Source organism: Paraflavitalea devenefica (assembly GCF_011759375.1).
Taxonomy (GTDB): Bacteria; Bacteroidota; Bacteroidia; order Chitinophagales; family Chitinophagaceae; genus Paraflavitalea; species Paraflavitalea devenefica.
On sequence record NZ_JAARML010000001.1, the window covers coordinates 2,060,631 to 2,087,031 of the forward strand.

Here is a 26,401-nt window from a genome sequence, read left to right on the forward strand (position 1 = left end):
GTATTTTATTTTTTAGTGTACGAAGTATTGAGGTATTTCAGCAGGCGCACTTCTTTTTCACTGAGGAAGCGCCATTTGCCGCGGTCTACATTCTTCTTGGTGAGGTTGGCATACATTACCCGGTCCAGGTTGCGCACATCATATCCCATAAATTCAAAAATACGGCGTACAATACGGTTGCGGCCGCTGTGTATTTCAATCCCGATCACGCTCTTATCCTTGGGGTCTGCATAAGCCAGTGCATCGGGTGCTACAAAACCATCTTCGAGGGTGACGCCATTAGCGATCGTATCAAAATCCTTCTTGATTAAAGGCTTGTCCAGCTTCACTTCATAGATCTTCTTCACCATATAACTGGGATGCGCCAGTTTTTGCGCCAGTTCGCCATCATTCGTCAGGAGCAATACACCGGTAGTATTTCTGTCCAGGCGGCCGATAGGATATACCCTTTCGGTCGTGGCATGCTTAATAATGTCCAACACTGTTCTCCTTCCCTGCGGGTCTTCTGTAGTAGTGATAAAATCTTTGGGTTTGTTGATCAGGATATACACCATATTCTTCCGGATGGTGATCTGCTTGCCATTCACTTTCACTTCATCCTGTGCCGTTACTTTAAAACCTGGTTCTGTGATCACTTTACCATTTACCACAACGAGTCCCGATTTCACAATATCGGCTGCATCCCTGCGTGAGGTGATGCCTGCGTGTGCAATAAATTTATTGAGGGGGATAACGTTTGATGCTTTTCCTGCCGCAGGTTTAGCTGGTTCCTGTGAGGGCTTACTAATAGTAAGTTTGGTCTTATTACCTGTAGCTGGTTTAGTTGCTGGTGCTTTACTGTAAGCAGGTTTGTTTGCTGGAGTTTTAGTGAAGGCAGGCTTGCTTTCCTGCTTTTTACCGAAGGCCGGTTTCTGTACCCTGGCTTCTGGCTTCTGGCTTCTGGATTCTGGATTCTGTGTTTCTCTCTCCGCCTGCTTCTTCTTCCGCTCCATATAACTCATGCGGTTATAGCCCTTGTTCACAAACTTCTTGCCACCGCTTTTTGCATTTTCCCGCATACTATCTCTTCCGCTTTGCCAGTCATCGGTTCCTTGCTTATCGGCTGATTTCGGTTTTCTCCCCACCGCACTGGGAAAACCTCCTTTGGGTGTTTTAGGGGCCGCGCCGGCTGCATTGGCGGCATTGCCCTGGCGAAATGCCCTGGCTTCTTCTTTCTTCTTATCGAAATAGGCTTTTGTTTCCTGGCGCTGTACTTTTTTCTCCTGGCGGATACGCTCTTTCTTTTTTGCGCCCGTTTCTTTTTGTTGGATAAACTTTCCGAAGGGAGCTTTACTACTCTTACTCATAATAATGATTTGCTGTTTTACAACAGTAATGATAAAATAAAATATATAATCGTAAGCCTGCCGAAGCGCTAACAGCTAACTCCTAACAGCTAATACCTAACCAATAATCCCTTCCTTATTCGCCAACTGTCCACAGGCGGCATCAATGTCCTTGCCGCGGCTCCTTCTCAGGCGGGCATTCACGCGGTGCTTTTCCAGGTAGCTCATAAAATTATTCACTACCTGCTCATCCGGCTTACGGAACGTGGCCATATCAATAGGATTGTACTCTATGATATTCACCAGGTCGGCCGGCACCTGCCTGTAGATCCTGATTAATTCATCGGCATCCTTCAGGCTGTCATTGAAATTGTTGAACAGGATATATTCAAACGTGATCTCGTTCTCCGTCTTCTTATAAAAGTAATTCAGTGCCTCGATCAATGCCTGCAGGTTATTGCTTTCATTGATGGGCATAATCTCATTGCGTTTGGTATCGTTGGCCGCGTGTAAGGAAAGGGCCAGCTTAAACCGTACATTGTCATCGCCCAGTTGCCTGATCTGCTTGGCTACGCCGGCAGTGGATACCGTAATGCGGCGCGGACTCATACCCAGGCCATCCGGTGAAGTAATGCGCTCAATCGCTTTCAGTACATTCCGGTAATTCAGCAGGGGCTCGCCCATGCCCATGAATACAATATTCGTGAGCTTCTTATCATATACCCGTTCACTCTGCTGGTTGATCAGCACCACCTCATCATAGATCTCATCAAAGTCGAGGTTGCGTTTGCGGTCCATATACCCGGTAGCACAGAACTTACAGCTCAGTGAGCAACCGATCTGTGAGGATACACAGGCGGTTTTACGTTCTTCTGTAGGGATCAGCACCCCTTCTACCAGGTGGCCATCATGTGTTTTAAAACGTGATTTAACAGTGCCGTCAGCAGAATACTGGGTAGCATCTACGGTAAGTGCAGGCAGGGAAAAATTATCGGCGAGTTTAGCACGTAGCTCCTTGCTCAGGTTGGTCATGGCGTCAAACTGTTGAGCCTGCTTCAGCCATAACCATTCGTACACCTGTTTGGCGCGGAACTTCTTCTCCCCCAGTGTTTCAAAATAACTATTCAATTCATCCGGCGTGAGGTGCCGGATATTTTTCTTCGCCGTTTTCATCGCCGCAAAGGTACGCTAATGGCCCCATAATTGGGGAAGGGCGCTTGGGAGTGGTTTATTTCATTGAATATCAATTCGTAATAAATGCGGGAACAGCCGTCCTGGTACCTCTTTTCCCCCACTTAATGGCGAAGCCTTTATATTTGCCCCCTTAATATAGCTATATGAACAAAGTGTATGTTATTGATGCCGTACGCACCCCCATCGGCAAATATGGCGGGGCCCTGAGCACCATCCGTCCCGACGACCTGCTGGCCCATGTGATCAGATCCCTCCTGCAACGCAATACCGGTATAGACGTAAATGCCATTGAAGATGTGATTGCCGGCGATGCCAACCAGGCCGGGGAAGATAACCGCAACGTGGCCCGTATGGCAGCCCTGCTGGCCGGCTTACCGGTAACTGTAGCCGGTAATACCGTGAACCGTTTATGTGCTTCCGGACTGCAGGCCATTATGGATGCGGCCCGCGCTATCATGTGCAATGAAGGCGAACTGTACATAGCAGGTGGGGTGGAAAGCATGACCCGCGCTCCCTTTGTCATGGCCAAGGCAGGTACCGGCTGGAGCAGGGCTACTGAAGTGCACGACAGCACCATTGGCTGGCGTTTTGTGAATAAACGATTGACAGATAAATATTATCCCTATTCCATGGGCGAAACGGCAGAGAATGTGGCAAAGCAATGGAACATTAGCCGTCAGGAGCAGGATGAGTTTGCTTTGCGAAGCCAGGAGAAATATTTTGCCGCACAGGATAAGGGACTTTGGAAAGCAGAGATCAGCGGCATAGAAATATTGGGTGGTAAGAATGAGAGTGAAAAGATCTACCTCGAAACAGATGAGCCGCCCCGCAAGACATCTATGGAAAAACTGGCCTCTTTACGGCCTGCCTTTATAAAAGAGGGTTCTGTTACGGCCGGCAATTCTTCCGGCATCAATGACGGGGCCGCCGCTTTATTACTGGCCAGTGAAGCAGCCGTAAAAAAATACAACCTGCAGCCAATGGCTACCATCCGCTCTATGGCCATTGCCGGTGTCGACCCGGCCATCATGGGCGTTGGTCCCGTACCTGCTTCGCGCAAGGCATTGCAGCGTGCCGGCATCACCGCCAAAGACCTCGATCTCATAGAGCTCAATGAAGCCTTTGCTTCGCAATCCATTGCCTGTATGCGTGACCTGGAACTGGATGCGTCGAAAGTAAATGTCAACGGAGGCTCTATTGCTATCGGTCACCCGTTGGGGTGCAGCGGCGCCCGGATATCTGCCACCTTATTACATGAAATGAAACGCCGCGGCGCCAAACGCGGACTAGCCACCATGTGCGTAGGAGTAGGGCAGGGCGCGGCAATTATATATGAGGGAATGTAATTGGCACGTCCCGATGGCTATCGGGAGAAAATTAATCATTGAACATTTAAATCATTGTTTATGACCATGACCATTGAGCAAGTGATCATTGACTTAACCGCCCACATCAACAACATCCCTACCCGCATCCAGGAAATACCTGTAGAAGAATTGCTGCAAAAACCGGCTCCGGGCAAATGGTCAAAGAAAGAAATATTGGGACACCTGATTGATTCCGCCATCAACAACCTCAAGCGGTTTGTAGATATTCAGAGTCAGCCGCAACCTTATAAAGTGCTTCGTTACATGCAGGATAACTTAGTAGCCATCAACCGCTACCAGGACCTACCGCTTGACCATATGCTGCTCTTGTGGAAATTACTCAACCAACAGATCGTATATGTGATCAGCAGCATTCCTGCGGAGAAACTTTCCTATAAGATCATCATTCCCTCCGGCGAATCCAAAACCCTCGAATGGCTCGTTATTGATTATATAGAACACATGGACCATCACTGGGGGCAGGTGTTTGGTGGGTAGCCGTGGCTCACACCATCTTATACAACAACTTCTTTACCATCCTGTAATTCGTGATCAGGGAAAGGATTACCAGGAATACAGCGATTACAAATACACTCCAATGCAGCGGGGTGGAAAGCTCTTCCCGGTCAAACATCACAAAGTGATGGAAGGCCCACTGCATACCTTGTGCGAAGGCTACGGCCAGCAATACGATCAATAAATATACAGGGATGAACCGGCGGGAAACATTTTTGCTCAGCCAGTTGGGGGAGTAGCCCAGCATCAGCAACAATTGCAGGTTGTCCTTACTGCGCGCGATCATCAGTTGCAGGTAAAAAGAAAACAACATCAGGGCCAGGACCACGACCATCAATCCGAAAATGCCCAGCCCGCTGAAAATACCCTGCAATACCTGCTTTACACGGCCAAACTTCGTCTTGTCTTTATTCACCTTGTATTGCTTCTGCTGCAGGAAACTGAGGAAGTCAGGGTTATTGGCGTCTTTCGTTTTCACATACAGGCGTGAAGCCCTGATCTCTTTGGTGGTGCCAAACCGGTTATTGGCCCAGTCCAGGAAACTTTTGGGTACAATAATCGAATTAATCCGGTCGCTAAGTGCTACGATACGTCCGCGGAAAGTCTCGCGGGTGCCATCAGGATGATAGCAGATCAGTTGCAGACCCAGTTGCGTGGCAGTGGCTTCCGATATCTGCGGCAAGCCATAGCCCGGCGCAAATACATTGTATATCTCCAGGAAGTCGGAAGAAACAATAATGGGTACCACCCCATCACCCGCATGCCAGGTGAAGGACGTTGGTACCGTATCAATAAAACTATCATCCAGCGATTCAACAAAAAAATCACTTACAAAGGGAGCAATTGAACCACCACTGATCTGGAAACGGAAATTATTGGCCAGCAGGGGTGATACGCCTTCCACAAAAGGCTTTGATGCCAGCTCCTGCATATCGGCGGTGGTGAACAGGTTCTTGTCCAGTTGCCCCATCGTTTCATTCGTGATCGTCCTGGAGATAGAAATAAAATCATAACCATCTTTACGGGGCGTATTGCCGCCCAGCAACTGTTGTATATTAATATACATCTGGATTGAGCAGAGCAACAGCAACACGCCAATGCCCAGTCCGGCATACGAAAACCAGCGGGAGGCGGTGTTGGTGCCTGTTTGTAACAGCGGCTTTACAGGTTGGAAGGATACTGCCACAGGGTATAATATTTTACAGGTTGCTTATAAATGGTACAATCTTGTCCACGGGAAAAAATCAATACGTTCCAGGTCGGCAAACAGAATCCCGGCATTGCGGGCCTTTGCTTCTTCCAGCATCAGTTCCATGGCTCTTTTGGAATTATTGTCATCAAGATGGCTGAAAGGTTCATCCAGCAGCAGGAAATCAAATGGCTGCAATAAGGACCGTATAATAGCTATACGCTGCTGCTCACCATAAGAGCAGATGCGGCTCTTTATAGACAGCTTATTGCCAATGCCCAGCCGCTCTGCCATTTCGGTGATCTTCTCTGGCGGATGGTAAGGATTCAGTTGCCGTTTCAGTTCCAGGTTCTCCCGCACTGTCTGTTCCGGGAACAGGCGCAGGTCCTGGAATACAATGCTGATATGGTCTTTCCTGTACCGGGCGAAATCTTCTGCCGAAAAGGTGCGGAGGTTGGCATCACCATACAGGAAGTTGCCATTATAGTCTTTGCGCAGGCCATAGAGGAAATGGGTAAGCGACGACTTGCCGCTGCCCGATGGCGCTACGATCTTAATATATTCTCCTTTATTAAATACCAGTTGCTTTCCCCATACTTCAGATTGCTGACGCCGGCTCTCCTCAAAATAAACTGGTAGTACATCCTGAAACGTGATAGTCATAACAGTTCAAAAATAGTCATCTGAAATAAAATGCCGGATAGCCTGCATGGCCTGGCAACAAAAAAACAGGCAGGGAATAAGCCCTGCCTGTTATAAAAACAAAATATTAGAAACCTCTTTTCCGGGTGGCTGCTAACCGGTCGGAATACTGGTTCAGTTGTTTTAAGCTATTCGTGTTCTTGTCTACCAGGTTAATCTCAAAATGGCTGCTGATAGCGCCGTCATTGATCTCACCGCCTGTAGCTACAATATCTTCCCACATCCTTACAGATTCTGATAATATCACTTTGAGGGTGCTGTCGGTAGAGGCTGCTTCTGAAGCCTTCAGGATCTTTTGAAGGTCAACATACATACCCATCGGATGGCCGGTCAGTTTACCAATAAAAGCTTGCTTATTATTAGCACCACCAGCCAGGAACTTATTTACCTGCTCTTCTGAATTACCGGCAGCAAACCATTTATCATTCAGGGAATAACTGATCTTAGAGAAAAAGTCAACACCGCCGCGTGCTTCCCCTGTTTTAGCTTTTATAATGCTAATCATCTTGTCAAATGCCGGCTTGTCGTTGATAGAGGTAGCAAACAATACTTTCACAGAGGGGTCTGTTTTGTTATACGTATAAGGCGTGCCTCCTTCTTCATAACTGGGAATTGTAACCTGCTCGGTTTTGATCTCAAAATCAGAAACCGCTACCAGCAGATCGCCTTTATTGGCCTTCACAAACTCATCCATGCTATAACCTACTTCACCCAGGAAGCTGTTGGCCATGCCATCCACACCCAATACTTTCAGGAACTCTTTTAAGCCATCGGGTGGGTAGTTCATGGCAAAAACACCGGTTACATTCTCTGAAGGGATGCGTGCCAGGGCATCGGCATCTATATTCTTCATTTTATACTTCTCGTATAATTTGCCCAGCTCTTTATTATAATAGGTCTTTGCTTTCACATCGATCTTGCCATTGTCGAAGTTCAGGGTCATCGCAGAAATATTGCCTTCTGTGAGCTTGGTAAAGTTCTGTATCATGGCTGTCACCTCGCTGAGCATATTGCCGTACAGATTCTCTGCATTTACCCACACGTGTACATCACCATTCTCTTTTAAAAGTGAAGCAAACTTATCGTCACTGGTTAAGCTCTTGGATGATTCCAGGTTGAATAACCCTTTGGCAAAATTCACCAGGCTGTCTGAAGTTAAGGAGGCTTTGGGCTCACCTTCCTGATAACGGTCAAAGTCGTTTAAATGAGGATTGCCTACATAAATGAAACGAGTGTCATTCCAGGCCACGATAGCATCCTTGTCCATTTTCAGGATGGTCAGCTCCCCGTCTTTGGAGCTGGTAGCACTGGGCTTTATCTTTTTATTAAAAGCTTCAAAGGCGGCTGCATTTTTCAGACCACCTTCAAAAACACCATAGCCGTTTTTACCCTGGCGCTTTACAAAAAATACCAGGTCGGTTTCTGTGTTAATGCCCGAATTCTCTGGATTGTCCAGCATTTTTTTAGCCAGGGAATCATCCGCTTCGGCGTAAGCTTCTTTGAACCAGTTTGTTTGCTGGATCTCTTTCCAGCTTAATTTAGACGATAAGGAAGAAGTGTTAATGTGCAATACGACGGCGGCATCTTTCGGAATAGCAATGCCTGATTTGTCGGCAGTACTACAGGAAACGATCAACACCAACGCAAAGGCCAGCAGGCCCAATAAAGAAGTACGTTGCATAAAGGGTTTTTGATTTAACTGACCCAAATAAACAAAATACTTCCCGGATTAGCCAGTATTAATGAGTGATTAGGATAAAATACCCTGTCAGGTGAGGAAAACAGCCTTCAATTCGTCCCACTTTACGGCTTTCTGTTCGCCCTTACCCAGGTCTTTTACTACACAGGTACCTGTTTCCAGTTCCTTACTGCCAATAATTACGGCAAAGGGTATATTTTTTTTCTCGGCATATTTGAATTGCTTGTCAAACTTAGCCTGCTCATGAAACAGTTCACAGCGGATGCCGCTGCTGCGCAAAGATTGCATCAGTTTAAAGGCCGTTTTACTTTCCGCTTCGCCCAGGTTAAAGAACAGCACCTGGGTGCCGGTTTGCACCTCCTGTGGGAAAAGTTTCAGTTCTTCCAGCACATCATAGATCCTGTCTACCCCAAAGGAAATACCCACGCCCGGAATATTGGACACGCCAAACAGGCCGGTAAGGTCATCATAACGGCCACCACCACCAATGCTGCCCATCTGTACACCGATGGCTTTCACTTCGAAAATAATACCGGTATAATAATTAAGGCCACGGGCCAGCGTGAAATCTACTACCAATGGCGATTGCTGACCGGCAGACGATAACAGCGAGGAAAAATGACTGATCACAAACTCCAGCTCCTCTATGCCTTTGGCCCCGGCAGGCAGGCTGCCTACCAGTTCTTTCAGCTTGTTCAGCTTTTCGGCATTGCTGCCACTGATATCCAGGTATTGGGCAATGATAGCTATCTGGTGTTCATCCAGGCCACGGGTAAGCAATTCTTCTTTTACCTTCTCCAAACCTATCTTATCCAGCTTGTCAATGGCCACGGTAATGTCTGTCATCTTATCACTGCCGCCACAGGCTTCGGCCAGCGCTACCAGTATTTTACGGCTGTTGATCTTGATTTCCACTGGTACCCCCAGTTCCCCGAACACCTGCCAGTAAATGGCCGATAGCTCCACCTCATTCAGTAGGGCATTGCTACCTACCACATCCGCATCGCACTGGTAAAATTCCCGGTAGCGGCCTTTCTGTGGCCGGTCGGCACGCCATACCGGTTGTACCTGGTAGCGTTTAAAAGGAAAAGCAAGCTGACCATGGTTCATGGCCACATAGCGGGCAAAGGGGATGGTAAGATCATACCGCAGCGCTCTCTCAGTAAAGTTCTTATCGTTCTTGCCCTGCAATACATTTTCAAAAGCTGCCCTGGCTTTATCAATATTCTTTGGATCGTTAAGTCCGTTATTGAGAATTTTAAAGATCAACTTATCCCCCTCATCACCATACTTTCCCATCAGCGTTTCCAGGTTTTCCATAGCGGGGGTTTCCAATGGCTGAAACCCATACAGCTCAAACACCGTGCGGATGGTATTAAGGATATATTGCCTCTTGCGAACTACTTCCGGTCCGAAATCTCTTGTTCCCTGTGGTAATGATGGTTTCGTCATTGTATAAAATCAGTATCTGTTAATTATTTCTTTGAATATTGAGTGTATTGGCTAACAATCCTGTCGCAAGCTTCATCTATCATTGTAAACACCTCATGGTAGCCGGGCTCTGTGCCGTACCAGGGATCGGGCACATCCATATTGCTGCCAGGATGGAGTTCATTCATCAACAGGTCTACCTTGCCGGGCAGGTACTGCTGTTTGGCCAGCCTCTTCATTTCTTCTACCACATCGCCGGCCATCGCATAGATCTTATCATATTGGCTAAAATCGACTCCGCTGAAGCGGCGCGCCCGCTGCCGGCTGATATCAATACCGTTCAGGAGGGCTACTTTCTGCGATAAACGGTGGGGTGCTTCGCCTACATGGTAGCCATTGGTGCCAGCGCTGTCTACAGTCCAATCCAGTCCCGCCTGCCGGGCTTTATGTTGTAAAATCCCTTCAGCCAGGGGGCTACGGCAAATATTCCCCAGGCACACCATCAAAATTTTCATGGCTGCAAAGATAATCAGGCCAAAGCAGGTGCAAACCCTTTTTTCATCCTTGTATGAACCAAGGTAAAAGGCTATTTCATTCGGCCATCTTCAGGTTTAGGTAGGGTTATCCTGGGGTCATCTTAGGGTCTAAACCTTAGGAAAACCCTAGGATGACCCTAAGATGACCCCAGGATGACCTTAAGATGGTGCCTTCATGAAGGGAGGAAAGCCGGTAGTTGGCAGGTCCCAACAGCCGCTCCCCAACCCTTAGTGAGTGCGCTTTGACCTGGGACGCCCAATCCTTAAAATCCTCCTAATCCCGGTTCCGGCAATATGGATTTCTACACCTTGTTGCATCTCAATAACAAGGACTTGCGCAAGTCATGCTGATGAATTCATCTTCAACGGTTTATTCACGCTTTGTTGCCCGGAGGGCAATGGGCTTAAAAATCAACTACGATGAAACCAGACATGATACTGCAATCGGACATACTTGACATATTATTTGAAGGAAGAAACAAAGACTATGGGGCTTACAGCCTGCGCAGGGACTATAACGGCCGTTTCCTCGGCAGGCACCTGCGTGTGCCGGAAGAAGTGATAGAGCCGGGGCAACGGGTAAAGGTGCCTGTACGTTTTATAGTCAATAAGGACGGCCATCTTTCGGGCGTGGAATTTATAACAACGGCTGATGAGGCTTTCAAAAAGGAGATCCTGCGGGTAGTGGCTAAAATGCCACGCTGGACACCCGGCTCGCAGGGAGGGAAAACAGTATCGGTTTACTGCATGATACCCATCATTTTTGAAGTGCCCGTAGAATAATATTTAATATTGGCAGGGGGATAATGGAAGGGGTATTAATTTTCGAGTAAAATAGTACCCACAGTGCTCAATTGCAGGTTATTTCTTATCTTGCCCGAACCCATTAAAAAATCGGATGACAGTGGATTCAGAAGATAAAAGAGCAGAAGACAAGCGGCAAAAAGCCTATGCAAACAGACGGGCGATCATGGACTATGGTATGGGATTTATTTATACCGCGATGGGCCTGTTTTTCCTGTTTTCCGATCGATTGGGCATAGAACTGGAATTCCCAACCAAACCCTTCTCCTGGATCTTTGCAGGGCTGTGTTTGTTATATGGAGGGTTCAGAATATACAGGGGTTATAAGAAAAACTATTTCCGCTAAGGAAATACACCTAAAAAATCCAATCCCCCGCAGCATAAATACCATTTCCGGTAAGGTATTTGAAAGGTTCTCATATCCGGCCATTATCCGACTTATTCAAAAAACACGACAGCAGGTACTCTACTGGCTGTATAGGCTTTTTGAATACCCGGAGAAAAGAAAATTTATTTAGGGATGAAACGCAACAGGATAATAACCCGGTTTTGTAAAACAGGTATAGGAATTATAGGCTTGGGAATGTTGTTGATGATGAGTTGCCAAAGTGGGAATGGGCCCGTATATAAGGATACGCTTAAAAGTGGTACTATTCACATCAGCGTGGATGAGTCCTTTAAGCCGGTGATTGATTCACAGATAAAGGTGTTTGAATCACAGAATACTGACGCTAAGATCATTGTACACTATAAGCCGGAAGCAGAATGCCTCCGCGACCTGAATAACGACAGTACGAGGATGGTGATTGTGACGCGTGGGCTGACCGATGAGGAAGCAAAGACCTTGTCAACGAAATTGTTCTTTACGCCTGTATGGGGGCCTCTTGCCTATGACGCTATTGCCGTCGTGGTCAATAACCAGGTACGGGATTCGCTTTTTACCATGCAGGATATACGCGGGATGGTGAAGGGGATCAGTGGCTTTAAGTACAAAGTATTGCTGGATGGTACTACCGCTACCAGCACCGTAAGATACGTGGTAGATTCCCTGCTCAAAGGACAGCCAATGGGTAAAAATGTAGTGGCGGCTGCCAGCAGTGAAGGGGTCATAGACTACGTATCAAAAAACACGGATGCCATAGGACTGGTAGGAGTGAACTGGATTGGCAATAAGGAAGATTCCACGCAATTGAGCTTTTTACAAAAAGTTAAAATTGCCAAAGTGGAATGCCTGGGGTGCGAAGGCATCTATGTTGATCCCGTACAATATAATATTGCAGCTCACCGCTATCCGATGGTACGGCCGTTATATTATATTTTAAAAGAAAATTATCAGGGACTTGGCAGCGGATTCACGAATTTTCTCATCAATGTAGATAAGGGACAAAGGATCTTTTACAGGGCTTATCTACTACCAGCCAGGAATTCGTTTCAGGTGAGACCTATGGATATCAAAGAAGAGTAAACAACCAACGGATACCGTACATTTTAACAACTCTAAAATCAGCAATCGAGAAGATGAAAAGATCATTCATTCTATTAGTAGCAGCGGTTGTCGCGGGAGGCAACGTCCTTTTTGCCCAGAGTGTGGACCAGGGTAAAAAGTTTTTCTATTATGAGCGTTGGAAAAGTGCGCAGGAAACATTTGAAAAAGTGCTTGCCGCCAACCCCAACAATATCGATGCTGTGTACTGGTTAGGCCAAACCTTACTGAAGCAGAAAGATTCTGTAGGTGCTAAAAACCTGTACCAGAAATCACTGACCCAAAATGGCAACGCGCCCCTGTTGATGGCCGGCATCGGGCAGGTTGAATTGATGGAAGGCAAGACCAATGATGCCCGTCAGCATTTTGAAGCAGCTATCACCCTTACCAAAGGAAAAGATATAGAACTGCTCAATGCAGTAGGCCGTGCCAACGTGGAAGCAAGGACCGGCGATGCCAACTATGCCATTGAAAAGCTGAACCAGGCTACCGCCGTAAAGAACTTCAAGGATCCCGAAACATACCTGTTAATGGGCGATGCCTACAGGAAGCTCATTGATGGTGGTAATGCCGTTCAATCCTATAACAAGGCGCTGATCCTTGATGCCAAGCTGGCAGCCGCCAAGTATAAAACCGGTAAAGTATACCTTACCCAGGGTAACAAGGATTACTTCCTGCCCGCTTTCGAAGAAGCTGTAGCGCTCGATCCGGCGTATAAACCTGCCTATTACGAACTGTTCTACTATTGGTATTACAGGGATGTAAACAAGGCTGCTCCTTATCTGGATAAATACATTGCCAGTGCAGATCCCGGTCCTGAGCAGGAATACCTGAAAACAGACTTCCTGTTTTCATCAGGAAAAGTGGCAGAAGCGAAAACCAAAGCAGAAAGCCTGATTGCCCAATATGGTGATAAAGTAACTCCCCGTATGTATCGTCTCATAGCCTATGCTGCTGATACATTGGGCGATGCCAACGCCGCCAAACAGGCTATGAACACCTTCTTCACGAAGGCCACTGAAGAAGAACCTGTAAGAGGCGCCGACTACGAAGAGCTGGCACATATCAACGCCAAAATACCCGGTGCAGAAGCAGAAGTATTTGCCAACCTGCAAAAGGCGGTGCAAGTAGATACGGTATTGGAAAATAAGCTGAAGTACATCGGTAAAGCGGCAGCATTGGCCAAAGCCAAAGGCGACCGCGCCCAGGAAGCCAACTGGCTGGGTATTGCTTACCGCATGGACCCCAATCCTTCCCAGCGCGATCTGTATAACTATGGTTTTGCCCATTATCAGGCTAAAAACTATGATTCTACCATTGCCGTCTTTAAAATCTATGAAGAAAAATATCCCAACGAGATCTATGGATACCTGTGGACAGCCAAAGCTGCAGCAGCCAAGGATACAGCATTGGAAATGGGATTGGCTGCACCAGAATATGCACAGTTACTGGAAAATGCCAAACGTATAGATTCTGTAAAATTCAAATCCCAGATCATTGAGTCCTACAGTATGTTGGCGGGTTACCAGAATAACGTTAAGAAGAGCAAGGATTCAGCAATTTATTACCTCAATAAGATCTTGGAGATCGACCCCGGTAATAAGACTGCTACACAGTTCATTGAAGTGCTGACCAAGCCCAGGGGAACTCAGCCTGCCACCAAGCCAAAAACAAATGGCAATGCGGCTGGCACCTCCGGATCAAAAACGAACGGCAAATAACGATCTGATAACATAAATCGTATTTTCTTTGCTAAATCCCTGTTATTGTGATAACAGGGATTTTTTTATTTTATTGAATTTGAAGTTTCAAAATTGGAAATTGCGGATGCTGTATTACTTTTGCCCCTAAACAAAAACGGGTTTTTGATGATGTACCTGTTGCAAGTTTCCACCGTTGCCCAGCATCCGGACAGCTCCTTCTGGTATTTCCCTATCGGTGTGCAACTCCTGTTCGCTATCGTATTTGTGGCGGTTATGATGGGCGTAACCCACTGGCTTGGCCCCAAACGTAAAACGGCTGATAAGCTGGAAACCTTTGCCAGCGGTATTAAAAGTCATGGCGATGCCCGCCAGCCGATGGCCATTAAGTACTTCCTGGTTGCCATTCTTTTCGTATTGTTCGATGTAGAAGTGATCTTTTTCTATCCCTATGCCGTCAATTTCAGGGGACTTGGCTGGGATGGATTCCTGGCTGTACTCATGTTTGTAGGATTTTTCCTGTGCGGATTTATATATATAATCAAGAAGGGAGCGTTAACCTGGGAAGATTAAAATGTGTTTAATCCCGCCTGCGCGGGGCAAGTGATGCTAATTTGAAAGGTTGAAGATGAAACTATAACTATAACGTTTTTGTTAATAAGGGGTAGTTCAGCATTTTCAAATTAGTATTCTTCAAATCAAGATATATGGCACGTCCTGTTCAATATAATATTTACGGTAAGACCGACATAAAGTTGGTGAAAGAAGGGCCCGAAGGCTATATGGGTGAGGCTTTTATGGCTACCAAGCTGGAAAGCGTGGTGGGATTGGCCCGTAAGAACTCTATCTGGCCTTTACCTTTTGCTACTTCCTGCTGCGGTATCGAATTTATGGCTACCATGGGAGCGCATTATGACCTGGCAAGGTTTGGCGCTGAACGGGTAGGTTTCTCTCCACGCCAGTGCGACCTGCTGATGGTAATGGGCACTATCGCCAAAAAAATGGCGCCCGTAGTAAAGCAGGTATACCTGCAGATGGCAGAACCCCGTTGGGTGCTGGCCATGGGCGCCTGTGCCTCCAGCGGTGGTATTTTTGACACTTATAGCGTGTTGCAGGGAATTGATCAGATCATTCCCGTGGATGTATACGTACCCGGATGCCCGCCCCGCCCTGAAGCGGTATTGGATGGTTTTATGCGTATACAGGACCTGGTGGGCAAGGAAACCCTGCGCCGGAGGAACAGTGATAAGTACAAATTACTGATGGAAAGCTACGGAATACAATAAAAACAGCCACGAGCTACGAGCTATTAGCTACGAGCTCAGGCAGAAATCCCCTCGCAGCTCGCTGCTCGAGGCTCGAAGCTAAAAATATGGCATTGACCTACGAACATATTAAACAACGACTGGTAGAAAAATTCGGTGATCAGGTAACAGGTTTTGAAGAGCCGTATGGTATGCTGACCTTTGAAGCGCCGAAAGAGTTGAATTTAAAAGTATTGCAATTCCTGTATGATGATGCGGAATTGCAATTCCGTTTTCTGACCGACCTGCAGGCAGTACACTATCCTGATAATACCGGCCGGGAACTGGCCGTGGTATATCACCTGCACAACCTGGCCGACAATATCCGCATGCGCTTTAAAGTATATACTGAGATCGGCAAGCCGGATGTATACAGCGCCACTGCCCTGTATGCATCGGCCAACTGGATGGAGAGAGAGACCTATGATTTCTTTGGGGTTAACTTTGTAGGTCACCCCAACCTGAAACGGGTGCTCAATGTGGATGAGATGGATTACTTCCCCATGCGGAAAGAATTCCCGCTGGAAGACCAGACAAGGATTGACAAAGACGATGAGATGTTCGGCAGAGGCGGCTCGATTATATAGTTCACTATTAAACTAACAAGACAGTAATGTCTGACGTAATACAACATTCAAATATCCGATTACCGGAAGGCTCTATTGAGAAGCAAACCACCACGCTTAACCTTGGGCCTACCCACCCGGCCACGCACGGTGTATTTCAGAATATCCTGGAGCTCGATGGCGAGCGCATTATCTCGGCCGAACAAACAGTAGGATACATCCACCGGGCTTTTGAAAAGCTGGCAGAGCGGAGACCTTTATACCAGATCACTACCCTTACCGACCGGTTAAACTATTGCTCTTCTCCCATCAATAATATGGGCTGGCACCTTACCTGCGAAAAGCTGTTGGGTGTTAAAACGCCCAAACGGGTGGATTACCTGCGGGTGATCATCATGGAGCTGGCACGCATATCCGACCACCTTATTTGTAACTCTATCGTTGGGGTGGATAGCGGCGCCTATACCGGCTTCCTGTATGTAATGCAATACCGGGAGCTCATTTATGAGATCTATGAAGAGATCTGTGGTTCCCGTCTTACTACCAATATGGGCCGCATTGGTGGCTTTGAAAGAAACTTTACTCCACTGGCTTTCGAGAAGCTGGAGAAATTCCTGAAAGAATATCCTGCCGTGCTGAAAGAGTTTGAAAACCTCTTCAGCCGTAACCGCATTTTCATGGAACGTACCATGGGCGCCGGCCCTATCAGTGCCGAAAGAGCATTGAACTATGGCTTTACAGGCCCCAACCTGCGCGCTGCCGGTGTTGATTATGATGTACGTATCCATACGCCCTATAGCAGCTACGAAGATTTTGAATTTGACGTACCGGTAGGTTCTACCGGCGACTGTTATGACCGCTTCCTGGTACGCAACCAGGAAATGTGGCAGTCACTGCGTATCATAGAGCAGGCCTATCAGAAAGTACAAGCATTCAAAGGCGCCGATGCAGAAATATTCCACGCTGATGTGCCGGAATACTATTTGCCCGAGAAGAAGGATGTGTACACCAAAATGGAAGCGCTCATCTGGCATTTCAAGATCATCATGGGTGAAATTGATATACCGAAAGGTGAAGTGTACTTCCCGGTAGAAGGCGCTAATGGCGAGCTGGGCTTTTACCTCATCAGTGATGGTGGCCGTACGCCTTACCGCCTGCATTTCCGTCGTCCCTGCTTCATCTATTACCAGGCTTATGAAGAGCTGACAAAAGGAGCGATGCTGAGTGATGCCATCATTGTGATGAGTAGCCTGAACCTGATTGCGGGAGAATTAGACGCTTAATAAGAAATTATCAAAGAATATGGTTTTTTCAGAGGACAAACTAAAGAAGGTACAGGAGATCATTGCCCGTTATCCGGCCGGCAAGCAGAAGAGTGCTTTGATACCTGTATTGCACCTGGCGCAGGAAGAGTTTGGTGGCTGGCTGAGTGCTGAAGCCATGGATTATGTGGCTTCCTTACTGAGCATTGAACCCATTGAAGTATATGAGGTGGCTACTTTCTATAGTATGTATAATTTGAAACCGGTAGGGCGTTACCTGTTCGAGGTATGTCAAACCGGCCCCTGTATGTTGAATGGCAGTGACCAGATCATTGACTATATTAAAGAGAAACTGGGCATTGGGGTAGGTGAAACTACATCCGATGGCTTGTTTACGCTTAAGACGGTGGAATGCCTTGGTGCCTGTGGCTATGCGCCGATGATGCAATTGGGCAAACATTACCGCGAGCACCTCACTAAGGAAAAAGTAGATCAGATCATTGAAGAGTGCCGTAGCAGGGCAACTTCCCTGAACTGATAGATTCTCAAATTTCAAATAGACCCATGGGCAGAAAATTATTATTAGAAAAGGCGCATATCGACGGTATCCGTTCTTACGACGTGTACCGCCGGGAGGGTGGCTATGCCAGTGTAGAAAAGGTGTTTAAGAACATGAGCCCCGACCAGGTAACGGAAGAGGTGAAGAAGAGCGGCCTGCGTGGCCGTGGCGGTGCGGGTTTCCCTACCGGTATGAAATGGAGCTTTCTGGCCAAGCCCGAAGGTGTGCCCCGTTACCTGGTGTGCAATGCCGATGAATCGGAGCCGGGTACTTTCAAAGACAGGTACCTGATGGAATTCATTCCCCACCTGCTCATTGAAGGGTTGATCGTATCCTCCTATGCTCTTGGCTCCAACAGAACCTACATTTATATCCGGGGCGAATATGCCTGGATTGTTGATATACTGGAACAAGCTATTGCCGAAGCCAATGCCAATGGCTGGCTGGGTAAAAACATTTTAGGTACGGGCTTCGACTGCCAGATCTATGTGCAGCGGGGCGCTGGTGCTTATATCTGTGGTGAAGAAACAGCCCTCATAGAATCGCTGGAAGGAAAACGCGGTAATCCCCGTATCAAGCCTCCTTTCCCTGCGGTGAAAGGGGTGTGGGATTGTCCTACCGTGGTGAACAACGTAGAGACCCTGGCGGCTGTAGTACCCATCATCAACCTGGGTGGGGAAGAGTATGCAAAGATCGGTATCGGTAAATCAACCGGCACCAAGCTGATCTCTGCCTGCGGTAATATCAAAAAGCCAGGTGTGTATGAAATTGATATGACCATCTCTGTAGAGGAATTCATTTACAGCGATGAGTACTGCGGTGGCATCCCCAATGGAAAAAGACTGAAAGCCTGTATACCGGGTGGTTCCTCAGTACCCATCCTGCCCACTAACCTGTTATTTAAAACAGCGAAAGGCGATACCAGGATCATGAACTATGAAAGCCTGGCCGACGGTGGTTTTGCTACCGGCACTATGATGGGTAGTGGTGGTTTCATTGTAATGGATGAAGACCAGTGTGTGGTACGTCATACCTTAACGCTGGCCCGTTTCTACCGTCATGAAAGCTGTGGGCAATGCTCACCCTGCCGCGAAGGAACAGGCTGGATGGAGAAGATCTTAAAGAATATTGAATACGGAAAGGGTAAGATGAGTGATATAGACCTGTTGTGGGATATTCAGCGCAAGATCGAAGGCAATACCATTTGCCCGCTGGGTGATGCGGCTGCATGGCCTGTGGCAGCAGCCATCCGCCATTTCCGGGATGAATTTGAATGGCATGTGCTGAACCCGGTAGAAAGCCAGCAAAGGAATTTTGGACTGGCGCATTATGCCGATCCGAGACCGGTGCCGGTGGCGTAGGATTCATGAACTGTACATTTTAGCCGTTAAGCAATATAATTATGGCCGAAGAAAAGAAACTATTTAAGGTTACTATTGATAACATCACCATCGAGGTGGAGCCGGGAACTTCTATCCTGAATGCGGCGCGTATGATTGGAGGTGATGTAGCCCCGCCGGCTATGTGCTACTACAGCAAGCTCAAAGGAAGTGGTGGTAAATGCCGTACCTGCCTGGTGGAAGTAGCCGCCGGTTCTACTGCCGATCCACGTCCGATGCCCAAGCTGGTAGCCAGTTGCCGTACCAATGTGATGGATGGAATGGTAGTGAAGAATATTACCAGTGAGCGCGTGATAGATGCCCGCAATGGCGTAGTGGAATTCCTGCTGCTCAATCACCCCCTGGATTGCCCTATCTGCGACCAGGCCGGTGAATGCCACCTGCAGGACCTGAGCTATGACCACGGTAAAGAAGGCACCCGTTATGAATTTAACAGGCGTACCTTCAATAAGCACGACCTGGGTCCTTATATCCAGTTGCACATGACACGTTGCATCCTGTGCTACCGTTGCGTATTCACCGCCGATCAACTCACCAACAAACGGGTACACGGCGTACTGGACAGGGGTGATCATGCCGAGATCGCTACTTATATAGAGAAGTCGCTCGACAATGATTTTATAGGAAACGTCATTGATGTGTGCCCCGTAGGCGCACTGACCGATAAAACCTTCCGTTTCAAGAACCGCGTCTGGTTCCTGAAGCCGGTAGATGCTCATCGTGACTGTCCCAAATGTTCCGGTAAGGTAACCTTATGGAACCGTGGCGATGAAGTATACCGCGTTACTGCCCGCAAAGATCAGTGGGGTGAGGTGGAAGACTGGATCTGTAACGAATGCCGCTTTGAGAAAAAGCAAACCAGTGACTGGGTGATTGAAGGGCCTACCAAAGTAAGCCGTCAGTCAGTCATATCACAAGGCCACTATGTAGGACTGAAGAGGCCCAAAGAAACCATCACAGAAGTACTGGAGGGCCGCAAGCCAAGGTTACTGATGGATATACATGATGTGAGCCAGGTGAATAAGCCGAACGTTGAGCTGTCAAAGATCCCCGGGCCTGCCCATTCGGATGACTTTAAGAAATAGGCAAGTGGTAAGAGACGAGTGGCGAGTGGGGCGCTTGCGTCGCTAAAAGCCCACTAGCCATTTGCCACTAGCTACTAGCCCGGAAGGATACCGAACTTGAGGTGATATGCAAGCTGATTAATGAACAAAGTTGACTTTTATAATATGTATTCTACCTTATTAGCATTTGACTGGTTATTCTTGATCGAGAAGCTGGTATTGATCATAGGCATCGTTTCCGTTTCATTGGGAATAGCTATGTATGAAACCTGGGCCGAACGTAAGGTAGCGGCTGTCATGCAGGACCGTCGCGGTCCCAACAGGGCCGGCCCCCTCGGGTTGTTGCAACCCCTGGCAGATGGTCTGAAACTGTTTATGAAAGAAGAGATCATCCCCAATACTTCCAACCGTATGCTGTTCATCCTGGGACCTTGCCTGGCGATGCTGGCAGCCATGATGACGTCGGCGGTCATTCCCTGGGGTGGTAAAATAGATTTCTTTGGCAGGGAAGTAAGCCTGCAGATTGCAGATATAAATATTGGTATCCTGTACATATTCGCTGTAGTGAGCATGGGTATCTATGGCATCATGATCGGTGGATGGGCATCCAACAATAAGTTCTCCCTGATGGCTGCCCTGCGTGGCGCTTCCCAGGTGATCTCTTATGAGCTGCCGATGGGATTGTCGCTGATCGCGTTGCTGATGCTCACCGGTTCTTTGAAGATGAGTGATATCGTAGGCGGACAAATAGACGGTGTATGGAATGTGGTATACCAGCCTTTGGGTTTCCTGATCTTCCTGATCTGTGCTTTTGCAGAATGTAACCGTACCCCCTTCGACCTGCCGGAAGCGGAGAATGAGCTGAACTTTGGTTACCACCAGGAGTATTCTTCCATGAAACTGGGCTTTTATCTTTTTGCAGAATACATCAACATGTTCATCAGCAGTGCGGTAATGGCAACCCTGTTCTTCGGGGGATATGATATTCCGTTTGTGAATGATGCACAGTTGACGGAAAAGATTGGTTTGAACTGGATGGCCCTGTTGCAGGGAGGCGCCCTGTTTGCGAAAGTAGTGGCTTTCATCCTGCTGTTCATGTGGGTGCGCTGGACCATTCCAAGGTTCCGTTATGACCAGTTGATGCACCTGGGCTGGAAGCGCCTGGTGCCGCTGGCCTTGATCAATATGATTGTTACAGCCGCCGTAGTATTGTGGCTGAAAAAATAACAAGCTTTGGGTATCTGCGCTGTAATTAGCTATAATTTTGATTTCTTTGCAGCCAACAGAGCACGCCCGGGCCTGTAGTTCTAACAAGTAACTTATTAGTATGCAAGCATTAACGAGCAGAGCGAAACCGGTGGAGCGTAAGCCCATGACCATTGTGGAGCGGCTATACCTTTGGAACATTTTCAAGGGTATGATGATTACGCTGAAGCACGTTTTTAAAAAGAAAGCGACCATCAATTATCCGGAGCAAACACGTCCCTTCAGCCCGGTATTCCGTGGTTTGCATGTGCTGAACCGCGATGAGGAAGGACGTGAGCGTTGTACGGCCTGCGGATTGTGTGCTGTAGCCTGCCCGGCAGAAGCCATCACCATGGAAGCGGCAGAGCGTAAAGCGGGTGAAGAGAACCTGTACCGCGAAGAGAAATATGCGGCCAGGTATGAGATCAATATGCTGCGTTGTATTTTTTGTGGTTTGTGTGAAGAGGCCTGTCCCAAAGATGCCATCTATCTGAGTGAAACCTTTGCACCGGCCAACTACCAGCGTAAAGGATTTATATATGGTAAACCGGATCTGCTGATACCAGATCCGAAAGAGAATCCCGAAGAATATAAACAAGCGCTGGGTAACCGGGCTAATAAGGAACAACAGGCGAACTAAACCACCCGTGAACTGCCATGAGCATATCTGAAATATTATTCTACTTTTTAAGTGTACTGGCACTGGGCAGTGCCTTGATGGTTGTCATCAGTCGCAATCCCGTACACAGCGTACTGTGGCTCATCGTTACTTTCTTTGCTATTTCCGGACATTATATCATGATGAATGCCCAGTTCCTGGGTATTGTGAACCTGATCGTATATGCCGGCGCTATTATGGTATTGTTCCTGTTCGTGATCATGTTGATGAACCTGAATGCGGAAACAGAACCTAAAAAGAATAAGTGGCTGCGGATGGCAGGCATTGTGGCCGGCGGCTGTTTATTACTGGTAATGGTGGCCGCCCTGAAAGATGCCGAAGTAAAGCGCTCCGTTGTACAACTGAAGGATGGCAATATCGGGCTGATCAAACAACTGGGAGAAACCTTATTTACGGATTACGTGGTGCCTTTTGAGATCAGCAGTGTATTGTTCCTGAGCGCCATGGTAGGTACGGTAGTAATTGGTAAGAAGGCTGACTAATATCATATTGTATTTATGAATATTGAATATTATATCGTTTTGTCCATTGCGCTGTTCTGCATCGGTATTGCCGGTGTACTTACACGCCGTAATGCCATCATCATTTTTATGTGCATAGAGCTTATGCTCAATGCCGTGAACCTGTTGCTGGTAGCATTTTCCAAAATGCACCACCTGAAAGGAGTGGCAACCAATCCCAATGCCGGGATTGATGGGCAACTGTTTGTATTTTTTATCATGGTGGTTGCAGCGGCTGAAGTAAGCGTGGGACTGGCCATCATTGTGATGATGTACCGGAATGTGCATTCAGTAGACGTTAATTTCCTTAACCGGTTGAAACACTGAAATCAGAGGTCAGAAGTCGGAGGTCGGAACGTGCGTAAGCTTCAGACTTCTTACTTCATACTTCAGACTTCCAATTAGGCTTTATGAAGAATGTTTTACAATTAGTCTGGTTAATTCCTTTGCTGCCATTGATTGGCTTTCTGATCAATGGCTTGTTGCGCAGGCAGCTTTCCAAAGCCCTTACGGGTATTATTGGCAGTGGTGTGATCCTGGGTTCCTTTGTAATAAGCCTGCTTATTTTCCTGCAGGTAAAGCAGGGCAATACGGCGGTGGTGGACCTGTTTGACTTTATCAGCGTAGGGAAATTATCCATTCCTTTCTCCTTCCAGGTAGACCAGCTTTCTTCCCTCTTCCTGTTGATCATTACCGGTGTAGGTTTCCTTATACATGTGTATTCCGCTGCCTACATGCACGAAGAAGAAGGACATCATTTTGCCCGGTATTTCTCCTACCTCAACCTGTTCGTGTTCTCCATGTTGCTGCTGGTACTCGGCTCCAACTATGTGATCATGTTCATCGGCTGGGAAGGCGTAGGATTGTGCTCTTACTTATTGATCGGTTATTGGTTTAAGAATACAGATTATAACAACGCTGCGAAAAAAGCCTTTGTGATGAACCGTATTGGTGACCTGGGCTTTTTGCTGGCCATCTTCTGGATCATCAATAAATTTGGTACGGTTGCCTATGGTGATCTATTTGAGCAGGTAGCTGCCAGCGCCAAAACACTCGATGGCACTGCGGCCATTGTAGGGATCACCCTGCTGCTGTTTGTAGGCGCTACCGGTAAAAGTGCGCAGATACCTTTATATACCTGGTTGCCCGATGCGATGGCAGGTCCCACACCCGTGTCGGCGCTCATCCACGCGGCTACGATGGTGACCGCGGGTATTTATATGATCGCCCGGAGCAATATCCTGTATACACTGGCTCCTTTTACACAGGGTATTGTGGCCATCATTGGTTTGGCAACGGCGCTGTTTGCTGCTACTATTGCCCTCAAACAAAACGATATCAAGAAAGTACTGGCCTACTCTACGGTGAGCCAGTTGGGTTATATGTTCCTTGGCCTGGGTGTTGGTGCTTATACCGGCGCTGTATTCCATGTAATGACCCACGCTTTCTTCAAGGCCCTCTTATTCCTGGGCGCCGGTTCGGTGATCCATGCCATGCACCATGAGCAGGACATCCGCAAGATGGGCGGCCTGAAAAAATACCTGCCCATTACGCACCTTACTTTCCTGCTGGGCTGTATCGCTATCGCGGGTATTCCTCCTTTCTCCGGTTTCTTCTCCAAAGATGAAATACTGGCTGCCGCTTATGGCGCCAATAAAATATACTGGATCATTGGTGTGATCACAGCGGGTATGACAGCATTCTATATGTTCCGCCTGTACGCTACCACTTTCCTGGGCAAGTTCCGTGGTGAAGAACATCTCCATGGGCATCATCCCCATGAGAGCCCGGCAGCGATGACCATTCCGCTCATCGTGCTGGCTATCTTAAGTGTGATAGGCGGATGGGTGGGTATACCGGAAGTGTTAATGCCTAATGCGCATTCTCTCGAACATTTCCTCGATCCCATCTTTGCCGAATCAGGCAAATATGTACACGAGTTTAGACCTGCACATCACCTGGACCATACCACTGAATATGGATTGATGGGTGCTTCTGTAGGTATTGCGGTGATCGCTATTTTCTATGCGCTCGCACGCTTCAGCAAGCGGCCCGAATTGGGAGAGCCTGCAGGTTTTGGAAAAGTGCTGGCCAACAAATGGTATGTGGACGAGCTGTACAATGCCATCATCGTAAAGCCGCTGCAATGGCTGGCTAAATTACTCAATGGCTTTGTGGAGAAGGATGTGCTGGATTGGACCGTGAATGGTATAGGTCGTATTATCAATTATAGCAGCCGGCAGGTGCGGCTGTTACAAAGTGGCCAGGTGGGCAGCTATGTATTGCTGATGGTATTGGGTATACTGGCATTCTTTGTTATCCAGTTTTTTGTGAAGAAGTAAGTGCCGGCAAATCAGAATTTTAAAATCAGAAATTTAGAAATCCAGAAATGATACCTGTTTTACTAATCGTTGTCCCGTTGCTGAGTGGTTTGGCGGCTTTCTTCATCAAACAGGAGAAAGGCGTGAAAACCTGGGCTTTGTTGTCTACGGTGATTACGCTGGCTGTTTCCCTGCTTGGACTGACGTTGTTGAATAAGGCTGCCAACCTGCATACCGAAGTAGAATGGTTACCCCTGCTGGGCAGTAAGTTTTCAGTAGGACTGGATGGCATGGGGCAGATCCTTTGCCTGCTCACCGCGGTGGCCTTCCCCATGATCTTTATAGCTACCTGGAATTCCAGCTATAAGAATGCGCGCAGCTTCTATGCCTTCATGCTGCTGTCGCAGGCAGGGCTGATGGGCGTATTCCTGGCTTTTGATGCCTTATTATTTTACTTCTTCTGGGAACTGGCGCTCATACCTGCTTACTTCCTTTGCTCACAGTGGGGCGGTGAAAAACGTATTGCAGTTACTTTCAAGTTCTTCATTTATACCTTCGTTGGGTCGCTGTTAATGCTGGTAGGTATCATTTACCTCTACCTGCATACACCCGACCAGTCTTTTGCGATAGAGTCATTCTATAAAGCCGTCCTTACTTCCAAAGAGCAGGGCTGGCTCTTCTGGTTATTCTTTATTGCCTTTGCCATCAAAATGCCGGTATTTCCATTTCATACCTGGCAGCCGGATACCTACGAGCAATCACCCACCGCTACCACTATGGTGCTGAGCGGGGTGATGGTGAAAATGGGCTTGTTTGGCGTAATGCGCTGGCTGGCGCCTGTATTGCCCATGGCCACCTGGCTCAATGGAGATACGGTAGGGCTGTTGTGTGTGATCGGAATGATCTATGCATCCCTGATCGCTATGCAGCAGGACGACCTCAAGCGCCTGATCGCTTACTCTTCCATTGCGCACGTAGGGTTAATGTGCATGGCTATTTTCGTAACATCCGATCAGGCATTGCAGGGCGTGATGATCCAAATGTTCAACCACGGTATCAACATCATCGGTATGTGGATCGTGGTGGAACTGATCGAGCGCCAGTTGCATACCCGTAAGATATCTGAGCTGGGCGGTTTGGCACAAAAGGCGCCGGGACTGGCTATCATGCTGGTGGTAGTGGCGCTGGCCAACGTAGCCCTGCCATTGACCAATGCCTTCATTGGTGAGTTCCTGCTCTTCAGCGGGGTATTCAATTCCACTGTTTCCAAAATGAGTTATGTGTTTGCTGCAGCGGGTGGTATCACCATCATCCTGTCGGCAGTATATACCCTGAATATGATACAGCGGGTCTTTTTTGGCAATACCAATACCCTCACTGCCGGTATACAGGATATTAAGTTCAATGAGCGGTTTGTACTGGGCGTGCTGGTGATCGTGATCCTGGTAATTGGTGTATATCCCAGGCCATTCCTGGAACTTACACAGGGTACTGTAGATACGATCTTATCAAGAATGGTTATTAAACATCCATCATAAGCGAAAGCATAGATTTT

General features: G+C 47.6%; 26 protein-coding genes. 19 read left to right on the plus strand and 7 right to left on the minus strand.

Translation table 11 applies throughout. The annotated features are described in order from the left end of the window. Positions 1–5: 5 nt before the first annotated feature. Positions 6–1,346, minus strand: a complete 1,341-nt coding sequence (locus HB364_RS08480) for a pseudouridine synthase (RefSeq protein ID WP_246228362.1) — start codon at positions 1,344–1,346, stop codon at positions 6–8. A 96-nt stretch (positions 1,347–1,442) separates the two neighbouring features. Continuing rightward, positions 1,443–2,498, minus strand: coding sequence for a 23S rRNA (adenine(2503)-C(2))-methyltransferase RlmN (gene rlmN, locus HB364_RS08485; RefSeq protein ID WP_167287453.1), 1,056 nt, complete (start codon positions 2,496–2,498; stop codon positions 1,443–1,445). A gap of 164 nt (positions 2,499–2,662) precedes the next feature. On the opposite strand from rlmN, the gene HB364_RS08490 reads away from it, so the two are divergent. Together HB364_RS08490 and HB364_RS08495 are read left to right on the plus strand one after the other, a co-directional pair. Next, positions 2,663–3,865: a thiolase family protein gene (locus HB364_RS08490; protein WP_167287454.1), complete on the plus strand. Its 1,203-nt coding sequence runs from the start codon at positions 2,663–2,665 to the stop codon at positions 3,863–3,865. A 60-nt stretch (positions 3,866–3,925) separates the two neighbouring features. Beyond that, positions 3,926–4,384, plus strand: a complete 459-nt coding sequence (locus HB364_RS08495; RefSeq protein ID WP_167287455.1) for a DinB family protein — start codon at positions 3,926–3,928, stop codon at positions 4,382–4,384. Between the two features lie 7 nt (positions 4,385–4,391). Here HB364_RS08495 and HB364_RS08500 read toward each other — a convergent pair whose 3' ends face one another. The 5 genes from HB364_RS08500 to HB364_RS08520 form a co-directional block, all read right to left on the minus strand. Next, positions 4,392–5,588 (minus strand): hypothetical protein, encoded by a 1,197-nt coding sequence (locus tag HB364_RS08500; protein WP_167287456.1) that lies wholly within the window; start codon positions 5,586–5,588, stop codon positions 4,392–4,394. Between the two features lie 24 nt (positions 5,589–5,612). Continuing rightward, positions 5,613–6,254, minus strand: coding sequence for an ATP-binding cassette domain-containing protein (locus tag HB364_RS08505; protein ID WP_167287457.1), 642 nt, complete (start codon positions 6,252–6,254; stop codon positions 5,613–5,615). Positions 6,255–6,360: 106 nt separating this feature from the next. Next, positions 6,361–7,974, minus strand: coding sequence for a DUF4836 family protein (locus tag HB364_RS08510; RefSeq protein WP_167287458.1), 1,614 nt, complete (start codon positions 7,972–7,974; stop codon positions 6,361–6,363). An 87-nt stretch (positions 7,975–8,061) separates the two neighbouring features. After that, the gene (gene hisS / locus HB364_RS08515; RefSeq protein WP_167287459.1) at positions 8,062–9,444 is read right to left on the minus strand and encodes a histidine--tRNA ligase; all 1,383 of its coding nucleotides are present in this window, start codon (positions 9,442–9,444) and stop codon (positions 8,062–8,064) included. Positions 9,445–9,467: 23 nt separating this feature from the next. Beyond that, positions 9,468–9,938 (minus strand): low molecular weight protein-tyrosine-phosphatase, encoded by a 471-nt coding sequence (locus HB364_RS08520; RefSeq protein ID WP_167287460.1) that lies wholly within the window; start codon positions 9,936–9,938, stop codon positions 9,468–9,470. A gap of 441 nt (positions 9,939–10,379) precedes the next feature. Here HB364_RS08520 and HB364_RS08525 point away from each other — a divergent pair, with 441 nt between their 5' ends. The 17 genes from HB364_RS08525 to HB364_RS08605 all read left to right on the plus strand — a co-directional run bounded on the left by HB364_RS08525 (position 10,380) and on the right by HB364_RS08605 (position 26,384). Then, a complete protein-coding gene (locus HB364_RS08525) occupies positions 10,380–10,742 on the plus strand; it encodes an energy transducer TonB (protein WP_167287461.1) in 363 nt (120 codons plus the stop codon). A gap of 115 nt (positions 10,743–10,857) precedes the next feature. Beyond that, the gene (locus HB364_RS08530) at positions 10,858–11,109 is read left to right on the plus strand and encodes a hypothetical protein (protein ID WP_167287462.1); all 252 of its coding nucleotides are present in this window, start codon (positions 10,858–10,860) and stop codon (positions 11,107–11,109) included. A gap of 249 nt (positions 11,110–11,358) precedes the next feature. After that, complete coding sequence (locus tag HB364_RS08535) at positions 11,359–12,228, plus strand: PstS family phosphate ABC transporter substrate-binding protein (RefSeq protein ID WP_167287463.1); 870 nt, start codon at positions 11,359–11,361, stop codon at positions 12,226–12,228. Positions 12,229–12,281: 53 nt separating this feature from the next. Beyond that, entirely contained in the window at positions 12,282–13,967 is a 1,686-nt protein-coding gene (locus HB364_RS08540; protein WP_167287464.1) for a tetratricopeptide repeat protein, read from the plus strand. 147 nt (positions 13,968–14,114) lie between these two features. Then, positions 14,115–14,519: an NADH-quinone oxidoreductase subunit A gene (locus HB364_RS08545; protein ID WP_246228364.1), complete on the plus strand. Its 405-nt coding sequence runs from the start codon at positions 14,115–14,117 to the stop codon at positions 14,517–14,519. 134 nt (positions 14,520–14,653) lie between these two features. Beyond that, positions 14,654–15,232, plus strand: coding sequence for an NADH-quinone oxidoreductase subunit B (locus HB364_RS08550; protein WP_167287465.1), 579 nt, complete (start codon positions 14,654–14,656; stop codon positions 15,230–15,232). Between the two features lie 86 nt (positions 15,233–15,318). Continuing rightward, positions 15,319–15,837 carry an NADH-quinone oxidoreductase subunit C gene (locus tag HB364_RS08555; RefSeq protein ID WP_167287466.1) on the plus strand — a complete coding sequence of 173 codons (519 nt, stop codon included), beginning with the start codon at positions 15,319–15,321 and terminating at the stop codon, positions 15,835–15,837. Between the two features lie 26 nt (positions 15,838–15,863). After that, complete coding sequence (locus tag HB364_RS08560; protein WP_167287467.1) at positions 15,864–17,099, plus strand: NADH-quinone oxidoreductase subunit D; 1,236 nt, start codon at positions 15,864–15,866, stop codon at positions 17,097–17,099. A gap of 19 nt (positions 17,100–17,118) precedes the next feature. Continuing rightward, complete coding sequence (locus HB364_RS08565; RefSeq protein WP_167287468.1) at positions 17,119–17,616, plus strand: NADH-quinone oxidoreductase subunit NuoE family protein; 498 nt, start codon at positions 17,119–17,121, stop codon at positions 17,614–17,616. A 26-nt stretch (positions 17,617–17,642) separates the two neighbouring features. Further along, positions 17,643–18,998: an NADH-quinone oxidoreductase subunit NuoF gene (nuoF, locus tag HB364_RS08570; RefSeq protein WP_167287469.1), complete on the plus strand. Its 1,356-nt coding sequence runs from the start codon at positions 17,643–17,645 to the stop codon at positions 18,996–18,998. A gap of 41 nt (positions 18,999–19,039) precedes the next feature. Then, complete coding sequence (locus tag HB364_RS08575; protein ID WP_167287470.1) at positions 19,040–20,122, plus strand: 2Fe-2S iron-sulfur cluster-binding protein; 1,083 nt, start codon at positions 19,040–19,042, stop codon at positions 20,120–20,122. A 120-nt stretch (positions 20,123–20,242) separates the two neighbouring features. Then, complete coding sequence (nuoH, locus tag HB364_RS08580) at positions 20,243–21,328, plus strand: NADH-quinone oxidoreductase subunit NuoH (RefSeq protein ID WP_246228365.1); 1,086 nt, start codon at positions 20,243–20,245, stop codon at positions 21,326–21,328. A 100-nt stretch (positions 21,329–21,428) separates the two neighbouring features. Beyond that, a complete protein-coding gene (nuoI, locus tag HB364_RS08585) occupies positions 21,429–21,986 on the plus strand; it encodes an NADH-quinone oxidoreductase subunit NuoI (RefSeq protein WP_167287471.1) in 558 nt (185 codons plus the stop codon). Between the two features lie 17 nt (positions 21,987–22,003). Beyond that, the gene (locus HB364_RS08590; RefSeq protein WP_167287472.1) at positions 22,004–22,507 is read left to right on the plus strand and encodes an NADH-quinone oxidoreductase subunit J family protein; all 504 of its coding nucleotides are present in this window, start codon (positions 22,004–22,006) and stop codon (positions 22,505–22,507) included. A 15-nt stretch (positions 22,508–22,522) separates the two neighbouring features. Then, positions 22,523–22,852 (plus strand): NADH-quinone oxidoreductase subunit NuoK, encoded by a 330-nt coding sequence (nuoK, locus tag HB364_RS08595; RefSeq protein ID WP_167287473.1) that lies wholly within the window; start codon positions 22,523–22,525, stop codon positions 22,850–22,852. Positions 22,853–22,935: 83 nt separating this feature from the next. Next, positions 22,936–24,867, plus strand: a complete 1,932-nt coding sequence (nuoL, locus tag HB364_RS08600) for an NADH-quinone oxidoreductase subunit L (RefSeq protein ID WP_167287474.1) — start codon at positions 22,936–22,938, stop codon at positions 24,865–24,867. 47 nt (positions 24,868–24,914) lie between these two features. Continuing rightward, positions 24,915–26,384, plus strand: a complete 1,470-nt coding sequence (locus HB364_RS08605) for a complex I subunit 4 family protein (RefSeq protein ID WP_167287475.1) — start codon at positions 24,915–24,917, stop codon at positions 26,382–26,384. Positions 26,385–26,401 lie beyond the last annotated feature (17 nt).

Bases quoted from the DNA above. Each gene is read 5' to 3' on its own strand.
- nuoI (WP_167287471.1), top strand. From the start codon at position 21,429: ATGCAAGCATTAACGAGCAGAGCGAAACCGGTGGAGCGTAAGCCCATG.
- nuoH (WP_246228365.1), top strand. From the start codon at position 20,243: ATGAACAAAGTTGACTTTTATAATATGTATTCTACCTTATTAGCATTT.
- HB364_RS08510 (WP_167287458.1), bottom strand. From the start codon at position 7,974: ATGCAACGTACTTCTTTATTGGGCCTGCTGGCCTTTGCGTTGGTGTTG.
- nuoK (WP_167287473.1), top strand. From the start codon at position 22,523: ATGAATATTGAATATTATATCGTTTTGTCCATTGCGCTGTTCTGCATC.
- HB364_RS08520 (WP_167287460.1), bottom strand. From the start codon at position 9,938: ATGAAAATTTTGATGGTGTGCCTGGGGAATATTTGCCGTAGCCCCCTG.
- HB364_RS08605 (WP_167287475.1), top strand. From the start codon at position 24,915: ATGATACCTGTTTTACTAATCGTTGTCCCGTTGCTGAGTGGTTTGGCG.
- HB364_RS08545 (WP_246228364.1), top strand. From the start codon at position 14,115: ATGATGTACCTGTTGCAAGTTTCCACCGTTGCCCAGCATCCGGACAGC.
- HB364_RS08490 (WP_167287454.1), top strand. From the start codon at position 2,663: ATGAACAAAGTGTATGTTATTGATGCCGTACGCACCCCCATCGGCAAA.
- HB364_RS08505 (WP_167287457.1), bottom strand. From the start codon at position 6,254: ATGACTATCACGTTTCAGGATGTACTACCAGTTTATTTTGAGGAGAGC.
- nuoL (WP_167287474.1), top strand. From the start codon at position 22,936: ATGAAGAATGTTTTACAATTAGTCTGGTTAATTCCTTTGCTGCCATTG.
- HB364_RS08550 (WP_167287465.1), top strand. From the start codon at position 14,654: ATGGCACGTCCTGTTCAATATAATATTTACGGTAAGACCGACATAAAG.
- HB364_RS08555 (WP_167287466.1), top strand. From the start codon at position 15,319: ATGGCATTGACCTACGAACATATTAAACAACGACTGGTAGAAAAATTC.
- rlmN (WP_167287453.1), bottom strand. From the start codon at position 2,498: ATGAAAACGGCGAAGAAAAATATCCGGCACCTCACGCCGGATGAATTG.
- HB364_RS08495 (WP_167287455.1), top strand. From the start codon at position 3,926: ATGACCATGACCATTGAGCAAGTGATCATTGACTTAACCGCCCACATC.
- HB364_RS08540 (WP_167287464.1), top strand. From the start codon at position 12,282: ATGAAAAGATCATTCATTCTATTAGTAGCAGCGGTTGTCGCGGGAGGC.
- HB364_RS08480 (WP_246228362.1), bottom strand. From the start codon at position 1,346: ATGAGTAAGAGTAGTAAAGCTCCCTTCGGAAAGTTTATCCAACAAAAA.
- HB364_RS08535 (WP_167287463.1), top strand. From the start codon at position 11,359: ATGAGTTGCCAAAGTGGGAATGGGCCCGTATATAAGGATACGCTTAAA.
- nuoF (WP_167287469.1), top strand. From the start codon at position 17,643: ATGGGCAGAAAATTATTATTAGAAAAGGCGCATATCGACGGTATCCGT.
- hisS (WP_167287459.1), bottom strand. From the start codon at position 9,444: ATGACGAAACCATCATTACCACAGGGAACAAGAGATTTCGGACCGGAA.
- HB364_RS08560 (WP_167287467.1), top strand. From the start codon at position 15,864: ATGTCTGACGTAATACAACATTCAAATATCCGATTACCGGAAGGCTCT.
- HB364_RS08590 (WP_167287472.1), top strand. From the start codon at position 22,004: ATGAGCATATCTGAAATATTATTCTACTTTTTAAGTGTACTGGCACTG.
- HB364_RS08575 (WP_167287470.1), top strand. From the start codon at position 19,040: ATGGCCGAAGAAAAGAAACTATTTAAGGTTACTATTGATAACATCACC.
- HB364_RS08525 (WP_167287461.1), top strand. From the start codon at position 10,380: ATGAAACCAGACATGATACTGCAATCGGACATACTTGACATATTATTT.
- HB364_RS08530 (WP_167287462.1), top strand. From the start codon at position 10,858: ATGACAGTGGATTCAGAAGATAAAAGAGCAGAAGACAAGCGGCAAAAA.
- HB364_RS08565 (WP_167287468.1), top strand. From the start codon at position 17,119: ATGGTTTTTTCAGAGGACAAACTAAAGAAGGTACAGGAGATCATTGCC.